The sequence below is a fragment of the Puniceibacterium sediminis genome (assembly GCF_900188035.1).
GTDB classification, from domain to species: Bacteria; Pseudomonadota; Alphaproteobacteria; order Rhodobacterales; family Rhodobacteraceae; genus Puniceibacterium; species Puniceibacterium sediminis.
The window spans coordinates 48,093-64,342 of the sequence record NZ_FZNN01000013.1 but is presented as its reverse complement, the minus strand read 5'-3'; the positions used below and the strand labels follow the sequence as shown (position 1 = coordinate 64,342).

Genomic DNA, 16,250 nt, shown 5'->3' with positions numbered 1-16,250 from the left:
GACCTGCGTCCTGCTTTTGGCAAAGTCGGCAATCGTGTTGCCCGCGACCGGTACGGCAAAGCCCTGACGCGGCTGACCCTGCGCGACCGCTTGCAATTTGCGGGTCCGCTCAGCAACATGCGCCTTCAAACAAGGAGCCCGCCATGACCCTCAGAGACGCCGCCGCTGCTGTGCGCGAAAACGCCTACGCGCCATATTCCGGCTTCAAGGTGGGAACAGCACTGCGCACGCCGGGGGGGCAGCTGTTCGCAGGCTGCAACGTGGAAAACGTCGCCTATCCCGAAGGGACCTGTGCCGAAGCCGGTGCCATCGCCGCGATGATCGCCGCTGGCGAGACGCAGATTGCCGAAGTCTATGTGATCGCCGACAGCCCGAACCCGGTGCCGCCCTGCGGCGGCTGCCGCCAGAAGCTGGCCGAATTCGCAGGCTCGGACGTTGTCGTGACAATGGCCACCGTGGATGGCGTTGAAAAGGCGATGACGGTCGCGGAATTGTTGCCCGGTGCCTTTGGCAAGGGCCATATGGACAACGTGTGATGGATGCGCGTCAGGTCATCGCATGCTTGCGCCGGGGCGAAGAGCCATCGGCCGAAGCCCTGACATGGTTTGCAAACGGGCTGGCGGACGGCCGCGTCAGCGATGCACAGGCCGGGGCCTTTGCCATGGGGGTCTGCTTGCGCGGGCTGTGCGATGAGGGGCGTGTTGCCCTGACCTGCGCCATGCGGGATTCGGGTCGCGTACTGCGCTGGGAGATGGATGCGCCGGTACTGGACAAGCATTCGACCGGCGGTGTCGGCGACTGCGTTTCCCTCGTACTGGCCCCTGCGCTGGCGGCCTGCGGTGTCTACGTGCCGATGATTTCGGGCCGGGGCCTTGGGCATACCGGCGGGACGCTGGACAAGATGGAGGCGATCCCCGGCGTCGTGACAACACTGAACGAAGCCGGTTTCCGCGATGTGGTGGCAAAGGCGGGTTGCGCCATCGTCAGCGCCAGCAAGGATATCGCTCCGGCGGACAGGCGGCTCTATGCGGTGCGGGATGTGACCGGGACTGTTGAGTCCCTCGACCTGATCTGTGCATCGATCCTGTCCAAGAAGCTGGCGGCGGGACTGGACGGGCTCGTGCTTGACGTCAAGGTCGGCTCGGGCGCCTTCATGAAGTCCGAGGATGAGGCGCGGGCGCTGGCCCGGGCGTTGGTGGACACCGCAACCGCGGCGGGCTGTCCCACGACCGCGCTGATCACCGACATGTCGCAGCCCCTTGCACATTCGTTGGGCAATGCGCTTGAGGTCGACGCCTCAATGCTGGTGCTGACCGGGGCGCAACATGGGCGGCTGGGGGAGCTGAGCGAGGCCTTGGGCGGTACCTTGCTGCACAGCGCCGGGTTGTGCGGATCGCCCGAGGAGGGCGCGGCGCGAATCGGGCAGGCGTTGGCCTCGGGCGCTGCGGCGGAGCGGTTCGGGCGCATGGTGGCGGCAATGGGCGGCCCGGTCGGATTTGTCGAACACTGGCAGCGCTTCCTGCCCGAGGCCACGGTGATCTGCGAGGTAGCAGCACCCGAGGCCGGAGTAATCTCCGCTATCGACGGAGAAGCCCTGGGGCTGGCCGTGGTTGCGCTGGGCGGCGGTCGTCAGGTTGAGAGTGACGTTGTAGACCCGAGCGTTGGCCTCTCCGACGTTCTGCCGCTGGGGACACAGGTGGCGAAGGGACAGCCGCTGGCGCGGGTGCATGCTGCGCGCACGGATGCGGCCGAGGCGGCAGTGATCGCGGTGCGTGCGGCAATGACGATTGGCGGGACGCCTGAAGTCGCGCCTCTGGTACGGGAACGGCTGGGATGAACGCGCTTTGGCCTGAATTTTCGCGGGTTGTGGGTGCAGGATCGAGGGGCGCTGCGCTTTGCGCCCCCCGGCGTATTAGGAAAGAGAAGAATCAGCGGGTTCCGGTGACACCTGACTTTGGACAAGGGGGCTGAGATGCGGGCTTTTCTGGTGGTGATGGATTCCGTCGGGATCGGCGGCGCGCCGGATGCCGCTGCATATTTCAACGGCGCCTTGCCCGATGTCGGAGCCAACACGCTGGGCCATATCGCGCAGGCCTGCGCCGCCGGGCTGGCTGAAGAGGGCCGATCGGGGCCGCTGCAGATACCTGTGCTGGACGGTCTGGGCTTGGGGGCGGCTGTGCGGCTGGCTTCTGGCTTGGTGGCTCCGGGGCTGGACGCGGTACCAACCGGGCGCTGGGGCGCTGCGACCGAGACATCACGCGGCAAGGACACGCCATCGGGCCATTGGGAGTTGGCCGGGCTGCCCGTACCCTGGGACTGGCACTATTTCCCGGATCAGGTGCCCGCGTTTCCCGACGAAATTGTTCGACTCACCTGCCAGCGCGCGGGGACCGACGGGATTCTGGGCAATTGCCACGGCTCGGGCACGGTGATGATCGACCGTTTCGGGGCCGAGCATCTTCGTACCGGCCAGCCGATCTGCTACACTTCAGCTGACTCTGTGTTTCAGATCGCGGCCCATGAAGAGGTTTTCGGTTTGCAGCGGTTGTATGACCTTTGCGAAGCGCTGGCACCGCATCTGCACGCGATGAAGGTGGGGCGGGTGATCGCGCGGCCCTTTGTCGGGACAGAGGGCGCATTCCGCAGGACAGGCAACCGACACGACTATGCAATCACGCCGCCCGCGCCGGTACTGACGAACTGGGTACAGGACGCCGGGCGCGCGGTCTTTGCCGTGGGCAAGATCGGCGACATCTTTTCGATGCAGGGCATCGACGAGGTCCGTAAGGGAACGGATGATGTGCTGATGGGGCATCTGGGCGATCTGGTCGACACCGCACCCGAAGGCAGCCTGACATTCGCCAACTTTGTCGAGTTCGACAGCCTTTGGGGGCACCGGCGCGATGTGTCTGGCTATGCGCGCGCGCTCGAATGGTTTGACGCCGAAATCGGGCGGTTGATCCCGCGCCTTCACGACGGTGACCTCTTGTGCCTTACGGCGGATCACGGCAATGACCCCACATGGAGCGGCACGGACCACACCCGCGAACGGGTGCCGGTGCTGATCCACGGGGTCGGCAGTGGTACGCTGGGCCAGATCGCATTTGCCGATGTCGCCGCGTCCATCGCAGCGCATCTTGGCGTAGGGGCCATGGGCCCGGGAAGGAGCTTTCTCTGATGGCCCGTCACGAGGACCGCGACCCACTGAACGAAGAGGATCTGGCGCAGATCGCCGATCTGCCCAAGGTCGAGTTACACCTGCACCACGAGGGGGCGGCGCCGCCCGCATTCATCCGTGGCCTTGCAAAGGAAAAGTCGGTGAACCTGAGCGGCGTTTTCCGCGAGGACGGATCCTACGCCTACCGGGACTTTGTACACTTTCTGAGTGTATATGAGGCGGCGACACAGGTTCTGCAGACCCCGCGCGACTATGCCCGGCTGACAACCGCCCTGCTTGAGGAATGTGCTGCCAACGGCGTGATCTATTGCGAGACATTCCTCAGCCCGGATTTCTGCGGCGGTGGCGATCTTGGCGCCTGGCGAGAATATTTGCATGCCATCCGCGAGGCGGCTGACGCTGCCGAGCGTGATCTGGGTGTCACCCTGCGCGGCGTTGTCACCTGCATCCGCCACTTTGGTCCAGAAAAATCCCGCCCTGCCGCGCGTTGCGCCGCTGAGACTGCCGGAGACTGGATTGTTGGATTTGGTATGGGTGGAGACGAGAATAGGGGCGAATTGAATCAATTTTTGTACGCTTTTGATATGGCGCGCGAGGCGGGTTTGAAGCTGACCACCCATGCCGGAGAGTGGCGTGGGCCTTCCGAAGTCCGCTCTGCAGTAGAAGATCTGCGCGTGGCGCGCATCGGGCACGGTGTTCGGGCGATAGAGGACCTTGCGCTGGTCGATCTGCTGGCGGAAACCGGCGTGGTTCTCGAGGTCTGTCCGGGGTCCAACGTAACGCTCGGTGTTTATCCGAACCTCGCGAAGCACCCCATCGCCGAGTTGCGCGACCGGGGTGTCAAAGTGACCGTATCCACCGACGACCCACCGTTTTTTCACACAAACATGCGGCGGGAATATTTCAACCTTGCCAATGCGTTCCAGTGGGATGCTGATGTTTTACGTGAACTTACCCGCAATGCTGCTGATGCGGCCTTTTGCGATGACGACACCCGCGAAAAGATCCTGAAGCGACTGGAGACATGATGACCGAGCACCTGACAATCGTCGACCACCCCCTGGTACAGCATAAGCTGACGCTGATGCGGGAAAAGGGCACATCGACCGCCGTCTTCCGGCAGCTCCTGCGCGAGATCAGCCAGTTTCTGGCATATGAGGTGACACGCGACCTGCCGCTGACGAAACGGCGGATCGAAACGCCGATGCAAGAAATGGAAGCACCGGTTCTGGCGGGCAAGAAGCTGGCGCTGATCTCGATCCTGCGGGCAGGCAACGGGCTGCTGGACGGTGTGCTGGAGTTGATCCCTTCGGCGCGTGTCGGGTTTGTCGGCCTGTACCGGGACGAGGAGACGCTGCAGCCGGTGCAGTATTATTTCAAGGTTCCGGAATCTCTTGAGGACCGGCTGGTGATCGCGGTGGATCCAATGCTCGCCACCGGCAATTCGTCGGTCGCGGCTATTGATCTGCTCAAGAAGGCCGGTGCTACGAACATCCGCTTCCTGTGCCTGCTCGCCGCACCCGAAGGTGTCGCGCGGATGAAAGAGGCGCATCCGGATGTGCCGATCGTGACCGCGTCGCTGGACAGTCGTCTGAACGACAAGGGCTATATCGTTCCGGGGCTGGGGGATGCTGGCGACCGTATGTTCGGAACGAAGTAAACCGGTTCAAGGCGTGCCGGAAAGGGGTGACCCTTCATTCAGACCGGCCAGCCGGGGGCAAGTGATACGCGGGGCTGACACGGATGAAGCAGTGTCAGCCGCCGCAGATGCCCTGCAACCGGACCCAGTCGGCATCTGACAGGACTTGGCGACTGCCTTCTTCCTTGCGCGGATCGGCCTCGATCAGCGGCAGGGAGCTTTCGCCGGTCATGTCCTCGGCATAGGCATAGGGCGTGGTGCGCAGTTCGGCCGCGGCGAAGGCCTTGACCAGCTGATCGAGCGGCTCTTTGGGCGGCACCTCAAGCAGCAGGCTTTCGGCATATTCATCCAGCACACTGGCGGGCAGGGATCCGGTGGTCAGCAACTGCAAGCTGGGCCAGAGACCCGCGTGGCGCAGCAACCCTTCGAGAGGATCGCGGCCCATGCGACGCACGGATTCGACCAGAATGTAGCCGGCTGTGACATCGGGATCTTCGGGATCCTCGACCAGCGACCGGTTTAGCAGGATACGCCCACCCGGCAGATGCACCGTCTTGCGCACCCCGTCGCGCAGCACGACCAGCGCATCGCGACGATCTTCGCCCAGAACCCGCGCGGCCAGATGGCGCAGCGGCTCCTGCGCCTGCGGCGCGGCGCAGGGCAATCCGGCGACACGGGTGATGCGGTCCAGCAGGGCATCGCCGATCTCGACCCGCTTGACGTCCGGAACGACCTTGACCGTGTGCCGCAGCAGGGCACCCGGCAGCCAGAACACCGCCAACCCCAGCAGCACTGCCGCTGAGCCGCTGGTGAGGTAGACGCGCAGCTTGCCGGGGCTGGGGCGCCGACGTTCGATAGCGCGGCGCACCCGGTCGAGCGCGTCGATCATATCCGCTTCGGAGGCGGCCAGTTCCAGGGTCTCTCCGGGGTCGCCATCGGGAAAATATAGCGCGGGCAGCACGCCCTTGTTGGCGCGGGCCACGGCAGCCAATGACCAATGCGCCAGAACCCGGTCGCTGGTATCTGTGATGGTCAGGGTGGCATCGCCCATCGACACGACCACATCACGGCGCTGCGCGTCCGGTGAAGGCCGCCAAAGGCCACTTGCCTCTAGCCGTTGGTATTGTTTCAGCGCTGTCATGCGGGCTGCTGCTCTGCCTCGATTTGACGGGACACTAGCACGCGGCTGCGCCCCGAGGAAAGCCCACTGCGACCTGAGGGAGAGTCATCATCCCGGCTGACCCAGCGTCAGATATCTCTGGCCAGCTTGCGTAACTCGAACTTCTGGATTTTCCCTGTCGACGTCTTGGGCAGCTCCTGAAAAACCACCCGTTTGGGGGTCTTGAACCCGGCCAGACGGGTCCGGGAAAAGGCGATCAGTTCTGCTTCGCTCACCTCTGCGCCCGGTTTCAATTCGACAAAGGCGCAGGGGATTTCGCCCCATTTCTCGTCCGGCTTGGCCACCACGGCACAGAGGTTCACCGCGTCATGTGCCATGAGTACGCCCTCAACCTCGACCGAACTGATGTTTTCCCCGCCCGAGATGATGATGTCCTTGGCGCGGTCCGCGATCTGGATATGTCCGTCGCCATGCATCACTGCGATGTCACCACTGTGGAAATAGCCGCCCTCAAAGGATTCTGCCGTCGCCTCGGGGTTTTTGTAATACCCCTTCATCACGCCGTTACCGCGAAACATGATCTCGCCCTTGGAGGCCCCGTCGCGGGGCACTTCGGCCATTGTGTCGTCCATGACCGTCACATGTTCCAGGAAGGGCATCGCCACCCCTTGCCGTGCCTTCACAGCCGCGCGTTCGTCCCCGATCAGATGATCCCAGCGACTGGACCACAGGCACTCCGTCCCCGGTCCATAGGTCTCGGTCAGGCCATAAACCTGTGTGACGTTGAAGCCCATCGGCTCGATCTTGGCGAGGGTGCTTGGCGCGGGGGGCGCACCGGCGGTGAAGACTTCGACTGTATGGTCAAAGGCGCGCCTATCGCCCGGCGGTGCATTCACCAGCATGTTCAGCACGATCGGTGCCCCGCCGAAATGCGTCACACCCTCGTCGGCGATGGCATCAAAGATGGCCTTCGCGGTGATGTCCCGGCAGCCAACGATGGTGCCGCCAAGCGCGGGCATCATCCATGTGTGGCACCAGCCATTGCAATGAAACAACGGAACGATGGTCAGGTAGACCGGATGCAGCACCATCCGCCAGCTCACGATCTGGCCCATAGCATTCAGATAGGCACCGCGATGGTGATAAACCACGCCCTTGGGCCGCCCCGTGGTGCCAGAGGTGTAGTTGAGCGCGAGGCTCTCCCACTCGTCCGCTGGCATGATCCAGTCATAGGCCGGATCGCCTTTTTCCAGCAGCGCCTCATAGGTTTCGTACCGCCCGGTCGCGGGATATCCGACATGATCGTCCGGGACCTCGATCACGATGGGTTTCGCGCCCTGCATGGCATCCATCGCGGCCTCGGCAAGATCCAGAAACTGCGTATCCACCAGGACGACCTTTGCCCCGCCGTGGTCAAATATATAGGCGACGGTCGCCACATCCAGCCGCGTGTTGATCGTGTTCAGAACGGCACCGCAGGCGGGCACACCGAAATGCGCCTCGGCTTGCGGCGGCAGGTTCGGGATCAGCGTCGCAACCACATCGCCGGGCTGCACACCTATCCCGGCAAGGGCAGACGCCAGTTGCGAGCAGCGTGCGTGATATTCTTTGTAGGTCTTGCGATGGGGGCCATAGACCACGGCCAGCTGATCGGAAAATACCTCGGCCGCCCTGCCCAGAAATGACAATGGGGTCAGCGGTGTGTAATTTGCAGGCCGCTTTTCAAGCCCCGTTTCATCTGCCAGCCAGCCCATAGATCCCCTCCCGAATGACGTCAGCGCAGAGTATGCGCGGCTTTCTGGCGCATGAAAAGTGCAACGGAGGTCTTGGCTTCTCTGGATTCAAAATGTCCCGGTGGAGACGTCCGAAGGACGTCGGCTGCATAGCCACCAAAAGTTTCGGCAACCGAAGGGGGGGATTCAAATGGGGCCGGTCCTTCAGGACCGGCCCCAGGGGCGGCGCGCGTCAGCGCGGCGTAATTGCCTCAGGCGGCTTTGTCTGCTGTCGCAAAGCGGCCGTAAAAGCTCTGGCCCTTGTCCGCCATCTCGCGCAGGAGCGCCGGGCAGGCAAAGCGGTCACCAAAGCGCTCCTCAAGCTGGTCGCAGCGCTCGGCGGCATAGGGTGCGCCGATGATGTCGAGCCAGGAGAACGGACCACCCGACCAGGGCGCAAAGCCCCAACCCAGGATCGCGCCCACGTCGCCTTCGCGGATGTCCATCAGCACGCCGTCCTCAAGTGCGCGCACCGCTTCGAGCACCTGAGCGAACAGCAGGCGGTGCTGGACCTCGATCAGATCCGGCTGATCCTCCAGCAGGGCGTATCTCTCGCCCAGTCCGGACCAAAGGCCCTGACGCTTGCCCTTTTCGTCATAGGTGTAGAACCCGGCGTTGGACTTGCGACCCAGACGACCTTCGCCTTCCATCCAGAAGATGACTTCGTCCACCGCGCCATCGGGATAGGCATCGCCCATCGCGGCCCGCGTTGCCCGGGCGATCTTGGCTCCGAGGTCGATCGATGTCTCGTCCACCAGCTGAAGCGGCCCGAGCGGCATTCCCACCATCTTGGCGGCATTTTCGACCAGCGCGGGCGCAACGCCTTCGGCGACCAGACGCATGCCTTCGTTGATGTAGGGAATGATGCAGCGGTTGGCATAAAAGAACCGCGCATCGTTCACCACGATGGGTGTCTTGCGGATCTGGCGGACGAAATCCAGTGCCTTGGCCACCGCGCGGTCGCCTGTCGCCTCGCCCCTGATGATCTCGACCAGCATCATCTTTTCGACGGGAGAGAAGAAGTGAATGCCGACGAACTGTTCGGGCCGCACGCTCGCCTTTGCCAGATCGGTGATCGGCAGGGTCGAAGTGTTGGTGGCAAAGATGCAGTCCTCGGGGATGACCTTCTCGACGTTTTCGGTCACTTCGGCCTTGATACGCGGATCCTCGAACACCGCCTCGACGATCAGGTCGCAACCCTGAAGGGCGGCGTAATCGGTTGTCGCGTGGATGCGCGACAGCAGCGCCTCCTTGCCCTCAACCGTGGCTTTCTTGCGGGCGATGCCCTTGTCCATGTAGTCGGCGACATAGGCCTTGCCCCGGTCCGCCGCTTCCTGCTTCTGGTCGATCAGCACCACGTCGATACCGGCCTGGGCCGAAACCAGCGCGATCCCGGCACCCATCATGCCCGCACCTAGAATGCCGACCTGCTTGACCCGCTGGTCAGGCACATCCGCCGGGCGCACTGCGCCTTTTTCCAGCGCTTCCTTGTTGATGAACAGCGACCGGATCATCGCGCCCGAACTGGGGTTCATCAGCACATTGGTGAACCAGCGCGCTTCGATCTTCAGCGCGGTGTCAAAGGGCACCATCGCGCCCTCATAGACCGCGGACAGCAGCGCCTTGGCCGCCGGATAAACACCCTGCGTCTTGCCATTCACCATCGCCGATGCACCGACAAAGGTCATGAAGCCTGCGGGGTGATAGGGTTCGCCGCCGGGCATCTTGTAGCCCTTGGCATCCCAGGGCTTTACCAGATCGGCGTCCTTGGCCTGCAACACCCATTCGCGCGCTGCGGCCACCGGGTCGGCCACCACCTCGTCGATGATGCCTGCCGCCTTGGCCTTGATCGGGTCAGACAGCTTGCCTTCAAGCAGGAATGGCGATGCTGCCATGGCGCCCATCTTGCGCACCAACCGGGTGGTGCCGCCCGCGCCGGGGAAAATCCCGACCATGATCTCGGGCAGGCCGATCTTGGCCTTGGGGTTTTCGGCGGCAAAGATCCGGTGCGTCGACAGCGGCAGTTCAAGGCCAATGCCAAGCGCCGTGCCGGGCAGGGCGGTGGCAATCGGCTTGCCGCCTTTCAGCGTCTTGGGGTCCATCCCGGCGCGCTCGATCTTGCGCAGGACGGCGTGCATCTGCATCACGCCCTCAAACAGCCCGCGCGCGGGTTCGTCGCCGGCGTCTTCCTTCATCTTGGCGATGACGTTCAGATCCATGCCGCCGGCAAAGCTGTCCTTGCCAGAGGTGATCACGACCCCCTTCACGGTGTCATCGGCAAGGGCGTCGTCGATTAGCGCGTCGAGATCTGCAAAGCCCTGCAGGGACATCACGTTCATCGACTTGTCCGGGACGTCCCAGGTGATGATTGCGACGCCGTCGGCGTCCTTGATCATTGTGAAATCGCTCATGGTCTCTCTCCGTATCAGAGGGTGTCTGGGGCCGCACAAGGCGGCATGTTCAGGAATTTTCAGGGTCCAGCGGGCTGCCGTCGCGGCGGGTGTAGCGGTGCCCGTTCCGGTCGGACGTCACTTTCAGGTCAAGGTCGGGATACCATCCCGTATCCGTGTCCGTACGGGTGCCGATGACCAAAAAACTGCCCGGTGCATCGGACAGGTTCAGAATGTGATGGCCATTCGCCTCGCCCGCCGGAAAGGTCGCACAATCGCCCACCGCCAACGGCGTGTCGCCAAAATCGTCACGCAAAATCAGCGCGCCTTCGGTGACAAAGACAAGCTCGTCCTGGGTTTCGTGCCAGTGGCGCAGGCTCGACATCGCGCCGGGCTCAAGCCGTACCAGATTGGCACCGAACTGGGTCAGCCCCGCCGCATCGCTCAGCCGGAGCGAGGACCGCCCGGCCATTTTTGCCGCAAGGGTGGCGGGATAGGTCGATCCTGTGCGCACCGGCAGGGACGAAAGGTCAAGCTTTGGCATCGTCACAACGCTCCTTCGGGCGGGCGGGAATATTGGGCAACGACGGTCCCGGCAGCATCGCGAAACACCCGGTGGCGGCGGTCGGTCAGTGTGACGCTCAGTCCGGCATCCGGGTAATGCACCACATCGGCTTTGTTGCGGGTGCCAACCACAAGATAGCTGGCGGGCTGGGCCGAGCGGTTTTCCACACAATGCCCCACCGGGCTGCCTGCCGCCCAGGCGGCGACGTCCCCGGCGACCAGCGGCGTTTCTGCATCCTCGATCAGCACGACTTCACCTGCGACTACATAGATCAACTCGTCTTCGGCCTCGTGCCAGTGACGGTGCGAAGATTGCGCACCGGGATCCAGCGTTTCCAGATGCGCGCCGAACTGGGTCAAACCGCCGACTTCCGACAACGGCACATAGGCATAGCCACCCAGCGAAGCCCCAAGAACGGGATGCGAGGTGTCGGCCACATGGACAGGGTCAGACAGGGGCACGCGTGGCATGTCTCAGATCTCCCCCGGCCAGACGGTCGTTGTGCCCGGCACCTTGCAGGTAAGGATGACAGTGTCGTCGGCGTGTCGGATCATGGTGACATTCCTCAATTCCGCTCCTCCCTCTGTATGCGGGGCTTTTGTATCGCGGGCGTCGCCGGTACGGCTTGTTGTGATGATGCACCGCCCGGTTGCAGGGGCTGGTGCATGCGCGATCGCCATTGCAGCGATTGACTGGACCGTATGATCCGGCTGATCCGCCAGAGGCCCTGGTCGCGTTTAAGGATCAGCCTGCCGTCCCATGGTGCCACGACGTTGGTGCCGCAGTTCAGAATATAGGCGCGATAGTCCACCCTCATCTCGTCCTGAGCCAGAAGCTCGGTTGAAGAGACGACCCGGACAACATCCGTGACTTTATACGTCAAGAAGTCGTGCCGGTAGTTTTCGTATTGTTCTCTAAGCTGGCTCTCGGTTGCAAAGACTTCGGTTGCAATATCGCCTTCAAAGATCAGCGGCAGGGTGATGAACGCGCGCCAGGCGTCAAAGTCGCCGTGCAACAGGGCATAATCTGCGTGATCGATCAGTTTTTGCGAAACCGCCTTGCGCATTTCTTGCGGAGTGCGCGTGGTTTCGTCATCCTTGGCATAGGCCTGCATGTGCCGATGCGGAACGTCGGGCCAGTCTTCGCCCGACATCGCCGAATCCGACAGCGACATGCACCACCGCCCATCGATCAGGCAGAAGACGCCCTTGGTGATATAGGCCGGTGGCAGCGGCGCATCTCGCGTGACATTTTGCGTCACATGGTAGCCTGAAACCATCGTGTCACCGACAAACCGGGCAAAGCTGCAATTACGTTCGACGGTTTGCACGCCGATGCGTTCAAGCTTGTCCCGATACTCGTTGATGCCGTCGTGAACCTCTTGCTCAGTGTTGTACACGACTTTGCCGTCCAGCATTTTGATCACATGCGGCAAGACCAGATGGCGCGCGAAAGTCGCGGTATCGCGCGCCAGAGCGGCTCGGGTCAGCACATCGAGCGTCGCTTGATAAATATGTTTGGCATCATCGCCCATACGTTATCAGATACGCTCGATGATCGTGGCGGCGCCCATGCCCGAGGCAATGCAAAGCGTGGCAAGGCCCACGCCCTTGCCCGAACGTTCAAGTTCGTCCAGCAGGGTGCCGATGATGATCGCCCCGGTGGCGCCCAGCGGATGCCCCATGGCGATGGATCCGCCGTTGACGTTGACCTTGTCGGCATCGACATCAAAGGCCTGCATGAACCGCAGAACGACCGACGCAAAGGCTTCGTTCACCTCGAACAGGTCGATGTCGGAAATGGACATGCCATTGTCCTTCAGGATCTTCTCGGTCACCGGTACCGGGCCGGTCAGCATGATCGTCGGATCGGTGCCGATCTTGGCGGTGGCACGGATGCGGGCGCGAGGCTTGAGCCCGTATTTTTCGCCGAACTCCTTGTTGCCGATCAGCACGCCGGCTGCCCCGTCGACGATGCCGGACGAATTGCCTGCGTGGTGGATATGGTTGATCCGCTCAAGATGCGGGTATTTCATCAGCGCGATCTTGTCGAAGCCGGGCATCACCTCGCCCATCGCCTGAAAGCTGGGGTTGAGCGCGCCCAGGCTTTGCATGTTGGTTTGGGGGCGCATGAATTCGTCGTGGTCGAGGATCGCCAGACCGTTCTGGTCGCGCACGGTCAGGATGGATTTCGCGAACCGGTTGTCATCCCAGGCGGCCTTGGCCCGGCGCTGGCTTTCCACGGCAAGGCTGTCGGCATCGTCGCGGCTGAAGCCGTACTCGGTTGCGATGATATCGGCGCTGATGCCCTGCGGGACAAAGTAGCTGTCCATGGCAACACTGGGATCAACGGCAATCGCCGCCCCGTCGCTGCCCATGGCAACGCGGCCCATCATTTCGACACCGCCGGCGATATAGGCCTCGCCTGCACCGCCACGCACCTGATTGGCGGCAATGTTCACGGCTTCCATGCCGCTGGCGCAGAAGCGGTTGATTGCAAGACCGGGGATCGACTGGTCCAGGTCCGATGCCAGCACGGCCGTACGCGCAAGGCAGCCGCCCTGTTCGCCGACCTGCGTGACATTGCCCCAGATCACATCCTCGACCGCGTGGCCCTCAAGGTTGTTGCGCTCTTTCAACCCGTTCAGAACCTGCGCCGACAGGCGCACGCTCGTCACTTCGTGCAGTGATCCGTCCTTGCGGCCCTTGCCACGGGGGGTGCGGATGGCGTCATAGATATAGGCTTCGGTCATGGTCGTCTCCTTCAGGCCCGGTCACTTGGGTTGCCGGGCATCAGATCATAGGGGTGTTTCCAGCCGGGCTGATCGCTGATCCGTGTCAGCCAGGCGTCGATGTGGGGCCAGTCAGCGCGATCGAACCCAAAGGGTTCGGGGTAATAAAGATACGCACAGCAGCTGATATCGGCATTGGTGATCGCGTCGCCGACGATCCAGTCGCGCCCGGCCAGATGGGTGTTCAGAACCTCATAGGCGGCCTTGAGCCGACCTTGCATGAACTGGATCACCGGGGCGGGGCGCTTTTCTTCGGGCAGGAAGTTCATCAGGAAGCGGGTCATCCCGGCCTGGCTGGAAAACTTGTGATTGTCCCAGAACACCCAGCGCATGACTTCGCGCGCTTCTGCCGGGGTCGCACCACCGAACTTGCCGGTCTTTTCGGTCACATACATCTGGATCACGCCGGACTGCGACAGCTTCACCGCACCGTCGACCAATACAGGCACTTCGCCCATTTCATTGATCTGGCTGCGATATTCCGGACTGCGGGTCGCGCCGTTGAAAAAATCGACAAACACCGGCTCCCAGTCGAGCCCCGCCAGTTCCAGCGCCAGCGCCGCCTTGTAGGCATTGCCGGATTCTCCGAAGCAGTGAAGTTGAATTGTCATGCAAAAAGCCCTCCTGTGGCGGGGATAGTGATGGCGATTTTTGCGTATTTGGAAAGAGAAGAAGGGCAAGAAGGGGATTTGAACGCCTTTTGGTCGAGTTGGCGTCTGTGGTTCGCCGCTCTCTGGCTTGCAGCCCAATCGCTATCCGTAGGTTTGACAGCCCGGCGGCATAGATCGGCCCGGTACCCGTCGGGCATTCCGGCGGGCCTCGTTTGCGCATCTATACCTACACCTGCTCTCATACGGCTCCCCTCCGTTTGAGTCGTCCGGTCCTTGCGGGCGCCGACGGCGCCTTGGCCGCAAGGACCTCAATCTTTTGGACCGCGCTCGTGGCGGTCAGTGAACGACCGGGGGCAGGGATGCCGCCCCCGACGTTCGATCAGAAGTTGGCCGCATCCAGCGCCATCACGGTATCCGCTCCGGTCTGGATCCGCGCGAGATGCATCGCCGTGGCGGGCAGCTGCCGCGCCATGTAATAACGCCCCGTTGCCAGCTTCGTCTCATAGAACTGGGTATCACCGTCGCCAGAGGCAAGACCGGCCCGTGCTGCCAGGCCCATCCGCGCCCACATCAGGCCCAGACAGACATGTCCGAAAAGATGCATGAAATCATAGGAGCCGGACAGCGCGTTGTTCGGGTTCTTCATGCCATTCTGCATGAAATACATCCCCGCCGCCTGCAGATCCTTTGACGCCGCCTTGAGCGGATCAAGGAACTGCTTGTCGAAATCAGCATCCTGACCGGCGTTGTCCTTGATGAAACTCTTTACCAGATCAAAGAAGCCCATCACGTGTTTGCCGCCGTCCTGACCCAGCTTGCGCCCGACCAGATCCAGCGACTGGATGCCGTTGGTGCCCTCATAGATCATGGTGATCCGCGCATCGCGCACGAACTGCTCCAGCCCCCATTCGCGGGTGAAACCCGAACCGCCCAACGTCTGCTGCGCCAGAACAGTTGTCTCGAACCCCTTGTCGGTCAGGAACCCCTTGAGAACCGGCGTGAGCAGCGAAATCAGCCCCTCGGCCTGCGCATCGGAATTGCGGTGCGCGCGGTCGATCAGCGAGGCACCCCAGAAAGTGAAGGCGCGTGCGCCCTCGATAAACGATTTCTGGTGCATCAGGTTGCGACGCACATCAGGGTGCACGATGATCGGATCTGCGGGCTTGTCCGGTGCTTCGACCCCGGTGACCGCGCGGCCCTGCAGACGGTCCTGCGCAAAGCCAAGCGCGTTCTGATAGGCCACGACACCCTGGGCATAACCCTGCAGGCCGACGCCCAGACGGGCCTCGTTCATCATGGTGAACATGGCGCGCATGCCCTTGTTCAGTTCGCCGATCAAATAGCCTTTGGCACCGTCATAGTTCATCACGCAGGTGGCATTGCCGTGAATGCCCATCTTCTTTTCCAGCCCGCCGCAGGACAGGGTGTTGCGTTCGCCCAAGCTGCCGTCCGCATTCACCAGAAACTTCGGCACGATGAACAGCGAGATGCCTTTGACCCCATCGGGGCCGCCGGGGATCCGTGCCAGCACCAGATGGATGATGTTTTCCGACATGTCGTGTTCGCCGGCCGAAATCCAGATTTTCTGACCGCTGATCGCATAGGAACCATCATCCTGTGGTTCCGCCTTGGTGCGGATCAGACCCAGATCGGTGCCGCAGTGCGGCTCGGTCAGGTTCATCGTGCCGGACCAGATGCCGTCGATCATGTTGGGCAGATACATGTTCTTCTGCGCGTCAGAGCCATGTGCATGGATCGCCGAATAGGCGCCATGGGTCAGGCCCTGATACATGTTGAAGGCCATGTTGGACGACACGAACATCTCGCCCACTGCGCAGTTCAGCACATAGGGCATGCCCTGGCCGCCGTATTCCGGATCGGCGTCCAGACCCATCCAGCCACCCGCGCGCATCTGCTCGTAGGCGTCCTTGAAGCCGGTGGGCGTTCGCACCACACCGTTCTCCAGCGTACAGCCTTCGGCATCGCCAACGGCGTTCAGCGGAGCGAGGACGTTCTCGCTCAGCTTGCCGGCTTCTTCGAGGACCGCCTGCGTCGTTTCACGGTCCAGATCATCATACCCGGTGATCCCGGATTCGGATATCTTCAGCACATCGTGCAATACGAACTGCATGTCCTTGGTGGGCGCGTGGTAGATCGGCATCAGGTCCTCCCTTAAGGGTCTGC

The 16,250-nt window shown here is 62.5% G+C and carries 14 protein-coding genes; 5 read left to right on the top strand and 9 right to left on the bottom strand.

The genetic code is table 11. From position 1 onward, the window contains the following. Nucleotides 1-95 precede the first annotated feature (95 nt). The 5 genes from CHB75_RS14270 (at nucleotide 96) to upp (ending at nucleotide 4,838) form a co-directional block, all read left to right on the top strand. Nucleotides 96-536: a cytidine deaminase gene (locus CHB75_RS14270; RefSeq protein ID WP_281253226.1), complete on the top strand. Its 441-nt coding sequence runs from the start codon at nucleotides 96-98 to the stop codon at nucleotides 534-536. Further along, entirely contained in the window at nucleotides 536-1,837 is a 1,302-nt protein-coding gene (locus CHB75_RS14265; protein ID WP_089271615.1) for a thymidine phosphorylase, read from the top strand. The genes CHB75_RS14270 and CHB75_RS14265 overlap by 1 nt, the downstream gene beginning before the upstream one ends. A 135-nt stretch (nucleotides 1,838-1,972) precedes the next feature. Beyond that, a complete protein-coding gene (locus CHB75_RS14260) occupies nucleotides 1,973-3,178 on the top strand; it encodes a phosphopentomutase (RefSeq protein ID WP_089271613.1) in 1,206 nt (401 codons plus the stop codon). Further along, nucleotides 3,178-4,206: an adenosine deaminase gene (locus CHB75_RS14255; RefSeq protein ID WP_089271611.1), complete on the top strand. Its 1,029-nt coding sequence runs from the start codon at nucleotides 3,178-3,180 to the stop codon at nucleotides 4,204-4,206. Before CHB75_RS14260 ends, CHB75_RS14255 begins: the two co-directional genes overlap by 1 nt. Beyond that, nucleotides 4,206-4,838, top strand: a complete 633-nt coding sequence (upp, locus tag CHB75_RS14250; RefSeq protein ID WP_089271765.1) for a uracil phosphoribosyltransferase — start codon at nucleotides 4,206-4,208, stop codon at nucleotides 4,836-4,838. Before CHB75_RS14255 ends, upp begins: the two co-directional genes overlap by 1 nt. Before the next feature lie 94 nt (nucleotides 4,839-4,932). Here the strand turns inward: upp and CHB75_RS14245 are convergent, their stop codons facing one another. The 9 genes from CHB75_RS14245 to CHB75_RS14205 all read right to left on the bottom strand — a co-directional run bounded on the left by CHB75_RS14245 (nucleotide 4,933) and on the right by CHB75_RS14205 (nucleotide 16,227). Then, complete coding sequence (locus tag CHB75_RS14245; RefSeq protein WP_089271609.1) at nucleotides 4,933-5,958, bottom strand: hypothetical protein; 1,026 nt, start codon at nucleotides 5,956-5,958, stop codon at nucleotides 4,933-4,935. Nucleotides 5,959-6,065: 107 nt separating this feature from the next. Continuing rightward, nucleotides 6,066-7,691 (bottom strand): AMP-binding protein, encoded by a 1,626-nt coding sequence (locus CHB75_RS14240; RefSeq protein ID WP_089271607.1) that lies wholly within the window; start codon nucleotides 7,689-7,691, stop codon nucleotides 6,066-6,068. Nucleotides 7,692-7,921: 230 nt separating this feature from the next. After that, on the bottom strand, nucleotides 7,922-10,120 hold the full coding sequence (locus CHB75_RS14235; RefSeq protein WP_089271605.1) for a 3-hydroxyacyl-CoA dehydrogenase NAD-binding domain-containing protein: 2,199 nt from the start codon (nucleotides 10,118-10,120) through the stop codon (nucleotides 7,922-7,924). A 49-nt stretch (nucleotides 10,121-10,169) separates the two neighbouring features. After that, entirely contained in the window at nucleotides 10,170-10,643 is a 474-nt protein-coding gene (locus CHB75_RS14230) for a cupin domain-containing protein (RefSeq protein ID WP_089271603.1), read from the bottom strand. Between the two features lie 2 nt (nucleotides 10,644-10,645). Beyond that, nucleotides 10,646-11,134: a cupin domain-containing protein gene (locus CHB75_RS14225; protein WP_089271601.1), complete on the bottom strand. Its 489-nt coding sequence runs from the start codon at nucleotides 11,132-11,134 to the stop codon at nucleotides 10,646-10,648. Between the two features lie 95 nt (nucleotides 11,135-11,229). Beyond that, the gene (locus CHB75_RS14220) at nucleotides 11,230-12,198 is read right to left on the bottom strand and encodes a hypothetical protein (RefSeq protein WP_089271599.1); all 969 of its coding nucleotides are present in this window, start codon (nucleotides 12,196-12,198) and stop codon (nucleotides 11,230-11,232) included. Between the two features lie 6 nt (nucleotides 12,199-12,204). Next, entirely contained in the window at nucleotides 12,205-13,416 is a 1,212-nt protein-coding gene (locus tag CHB75_RS14215) for an acetyl-CoA C-acetyltransferase (RefSeq protein ID WP_089271597.1), read from the bottom strand. Nucleotides 13,417-13,427: 11 nt separating this feature from the next. Continuing rightward, nucleotides 13,428-14,066, bottom strand: a complete 639-nt coding sequence (locus tag CHB75_RS14210) for a glutathione S-transferase family protein (RefSeq protein WP_089271595.1) — start codon at nucleotides 14,064-14,066, stop codon at nucleotides 13,428-13,430. A gap of 379 nt (nucleotides 14,067-14,445) precedes the next feature. After that, nucleotides 14,446-16,227, bottom strand: a complete 1,782-nt coding sequence (locus tag CHB75_RS14205; RefSeq protein ID WP_089271593.1) for an acyl-CoA dehydrogenase C-terminal domain-containing protein — start codon at nucleotides 16,225-16,227, stop codon at nucleotides 14,446-14,448. Nucleotides 16,228-16,250 lie beyond the last annotated feature (23 nt).

Bases quoted from the DNA above. Each gene is read 5' to 3' on its own strand.
- CHB75_RS14265 (WP_089271615.1), top strand. From the start codon at position 536: ATGGATGCGCGTCAGGTCATCGCATGCTTGCGCCGGGGCGAAGAGCCA.
- CHB75_RS14260 (WP_089271613.1), top strand. From the start codon at position 1,973: ATGCGGGCTTTTCTGGTGGTGATGGATTCCGTCGGGATCGGCGGCGCG.
- CHB75_RS14255 (WP_089271611.1), top strand. From the start codon at position 3,178: ATGGCCCGTCACGAGGACCGCGACCCACTGAACGAAGAGGATCTGGCG.
- upp (WP_089271765.1), top strand. From the start codon at position 4,206: ATGACCGAGCACCTGACAATCGTCGACCACCCCCTGGTACAGCATAAG.
- CHB75_RS14245 (WP_089271609.1), bottom strand. From the start codon at position 5,958: ATGACAGCGCTGAAACAATACCAACGGCTAGAGGCAAGTGGCCTTTGG.
- CHB75_RS14240 (WP_089271607.1), bottom strand. From the start codon at position 7,691: ATGGGCTGGCTGGCAGATGAAACGGGGCTTGAAAAGCGGCCTGCAAAT.
- CHB75_RS14235 (WP_089271605.1), bottom strand. From the start codon at position 10,120: ATGAGCGATTTCACAATGATCAAGGACGCCGACGGCGTCGCAATCATC.
- CHB75_RS14230 (WP_089271603.1), bottom strand. From the start codon at position 10,643: ATGCCAAAGCTTGACCTTTCGTCCCTGCCGGTGCGCACAGGATCGACC.
- CHB75_RS14225 (WP_089271601.1), bottom strand. From the start codon at position 11,134: ATGCCACGCGTGCCCCTGTCTGACCCTGTCCATGTGGCCGACACCTCG.
- CHB75_RS14220 (WP_089271599.1), bottom strand. From the start codon at position 12,198: ATGGGCGATGATGCCAAACATATTTATCAAGCGACGCTCGATGTGCTG.
- CHB75_RS14215 (WP_089271597.1), bottom strand. From the start codon at position 13,416: ATGACCGAAGCCTATATCTATGACGCCATCCGCACCCCCCGTGGCAAG.
- CHB75_RS14210 (WP_089271595.1), bottom strand. From the start codon at position 14,066: ATGACAATTCAACTTCACTGCTTCGGAGAATCCGGCAATGCCTACAAG.
- CHB75_RS14205 (WP_089271593.1), bottom strand. From the start codon at position 16,227: ATGCCGATCTACCACGCGCCCACCAAGGACATGCAGTTCGTATTGCAC.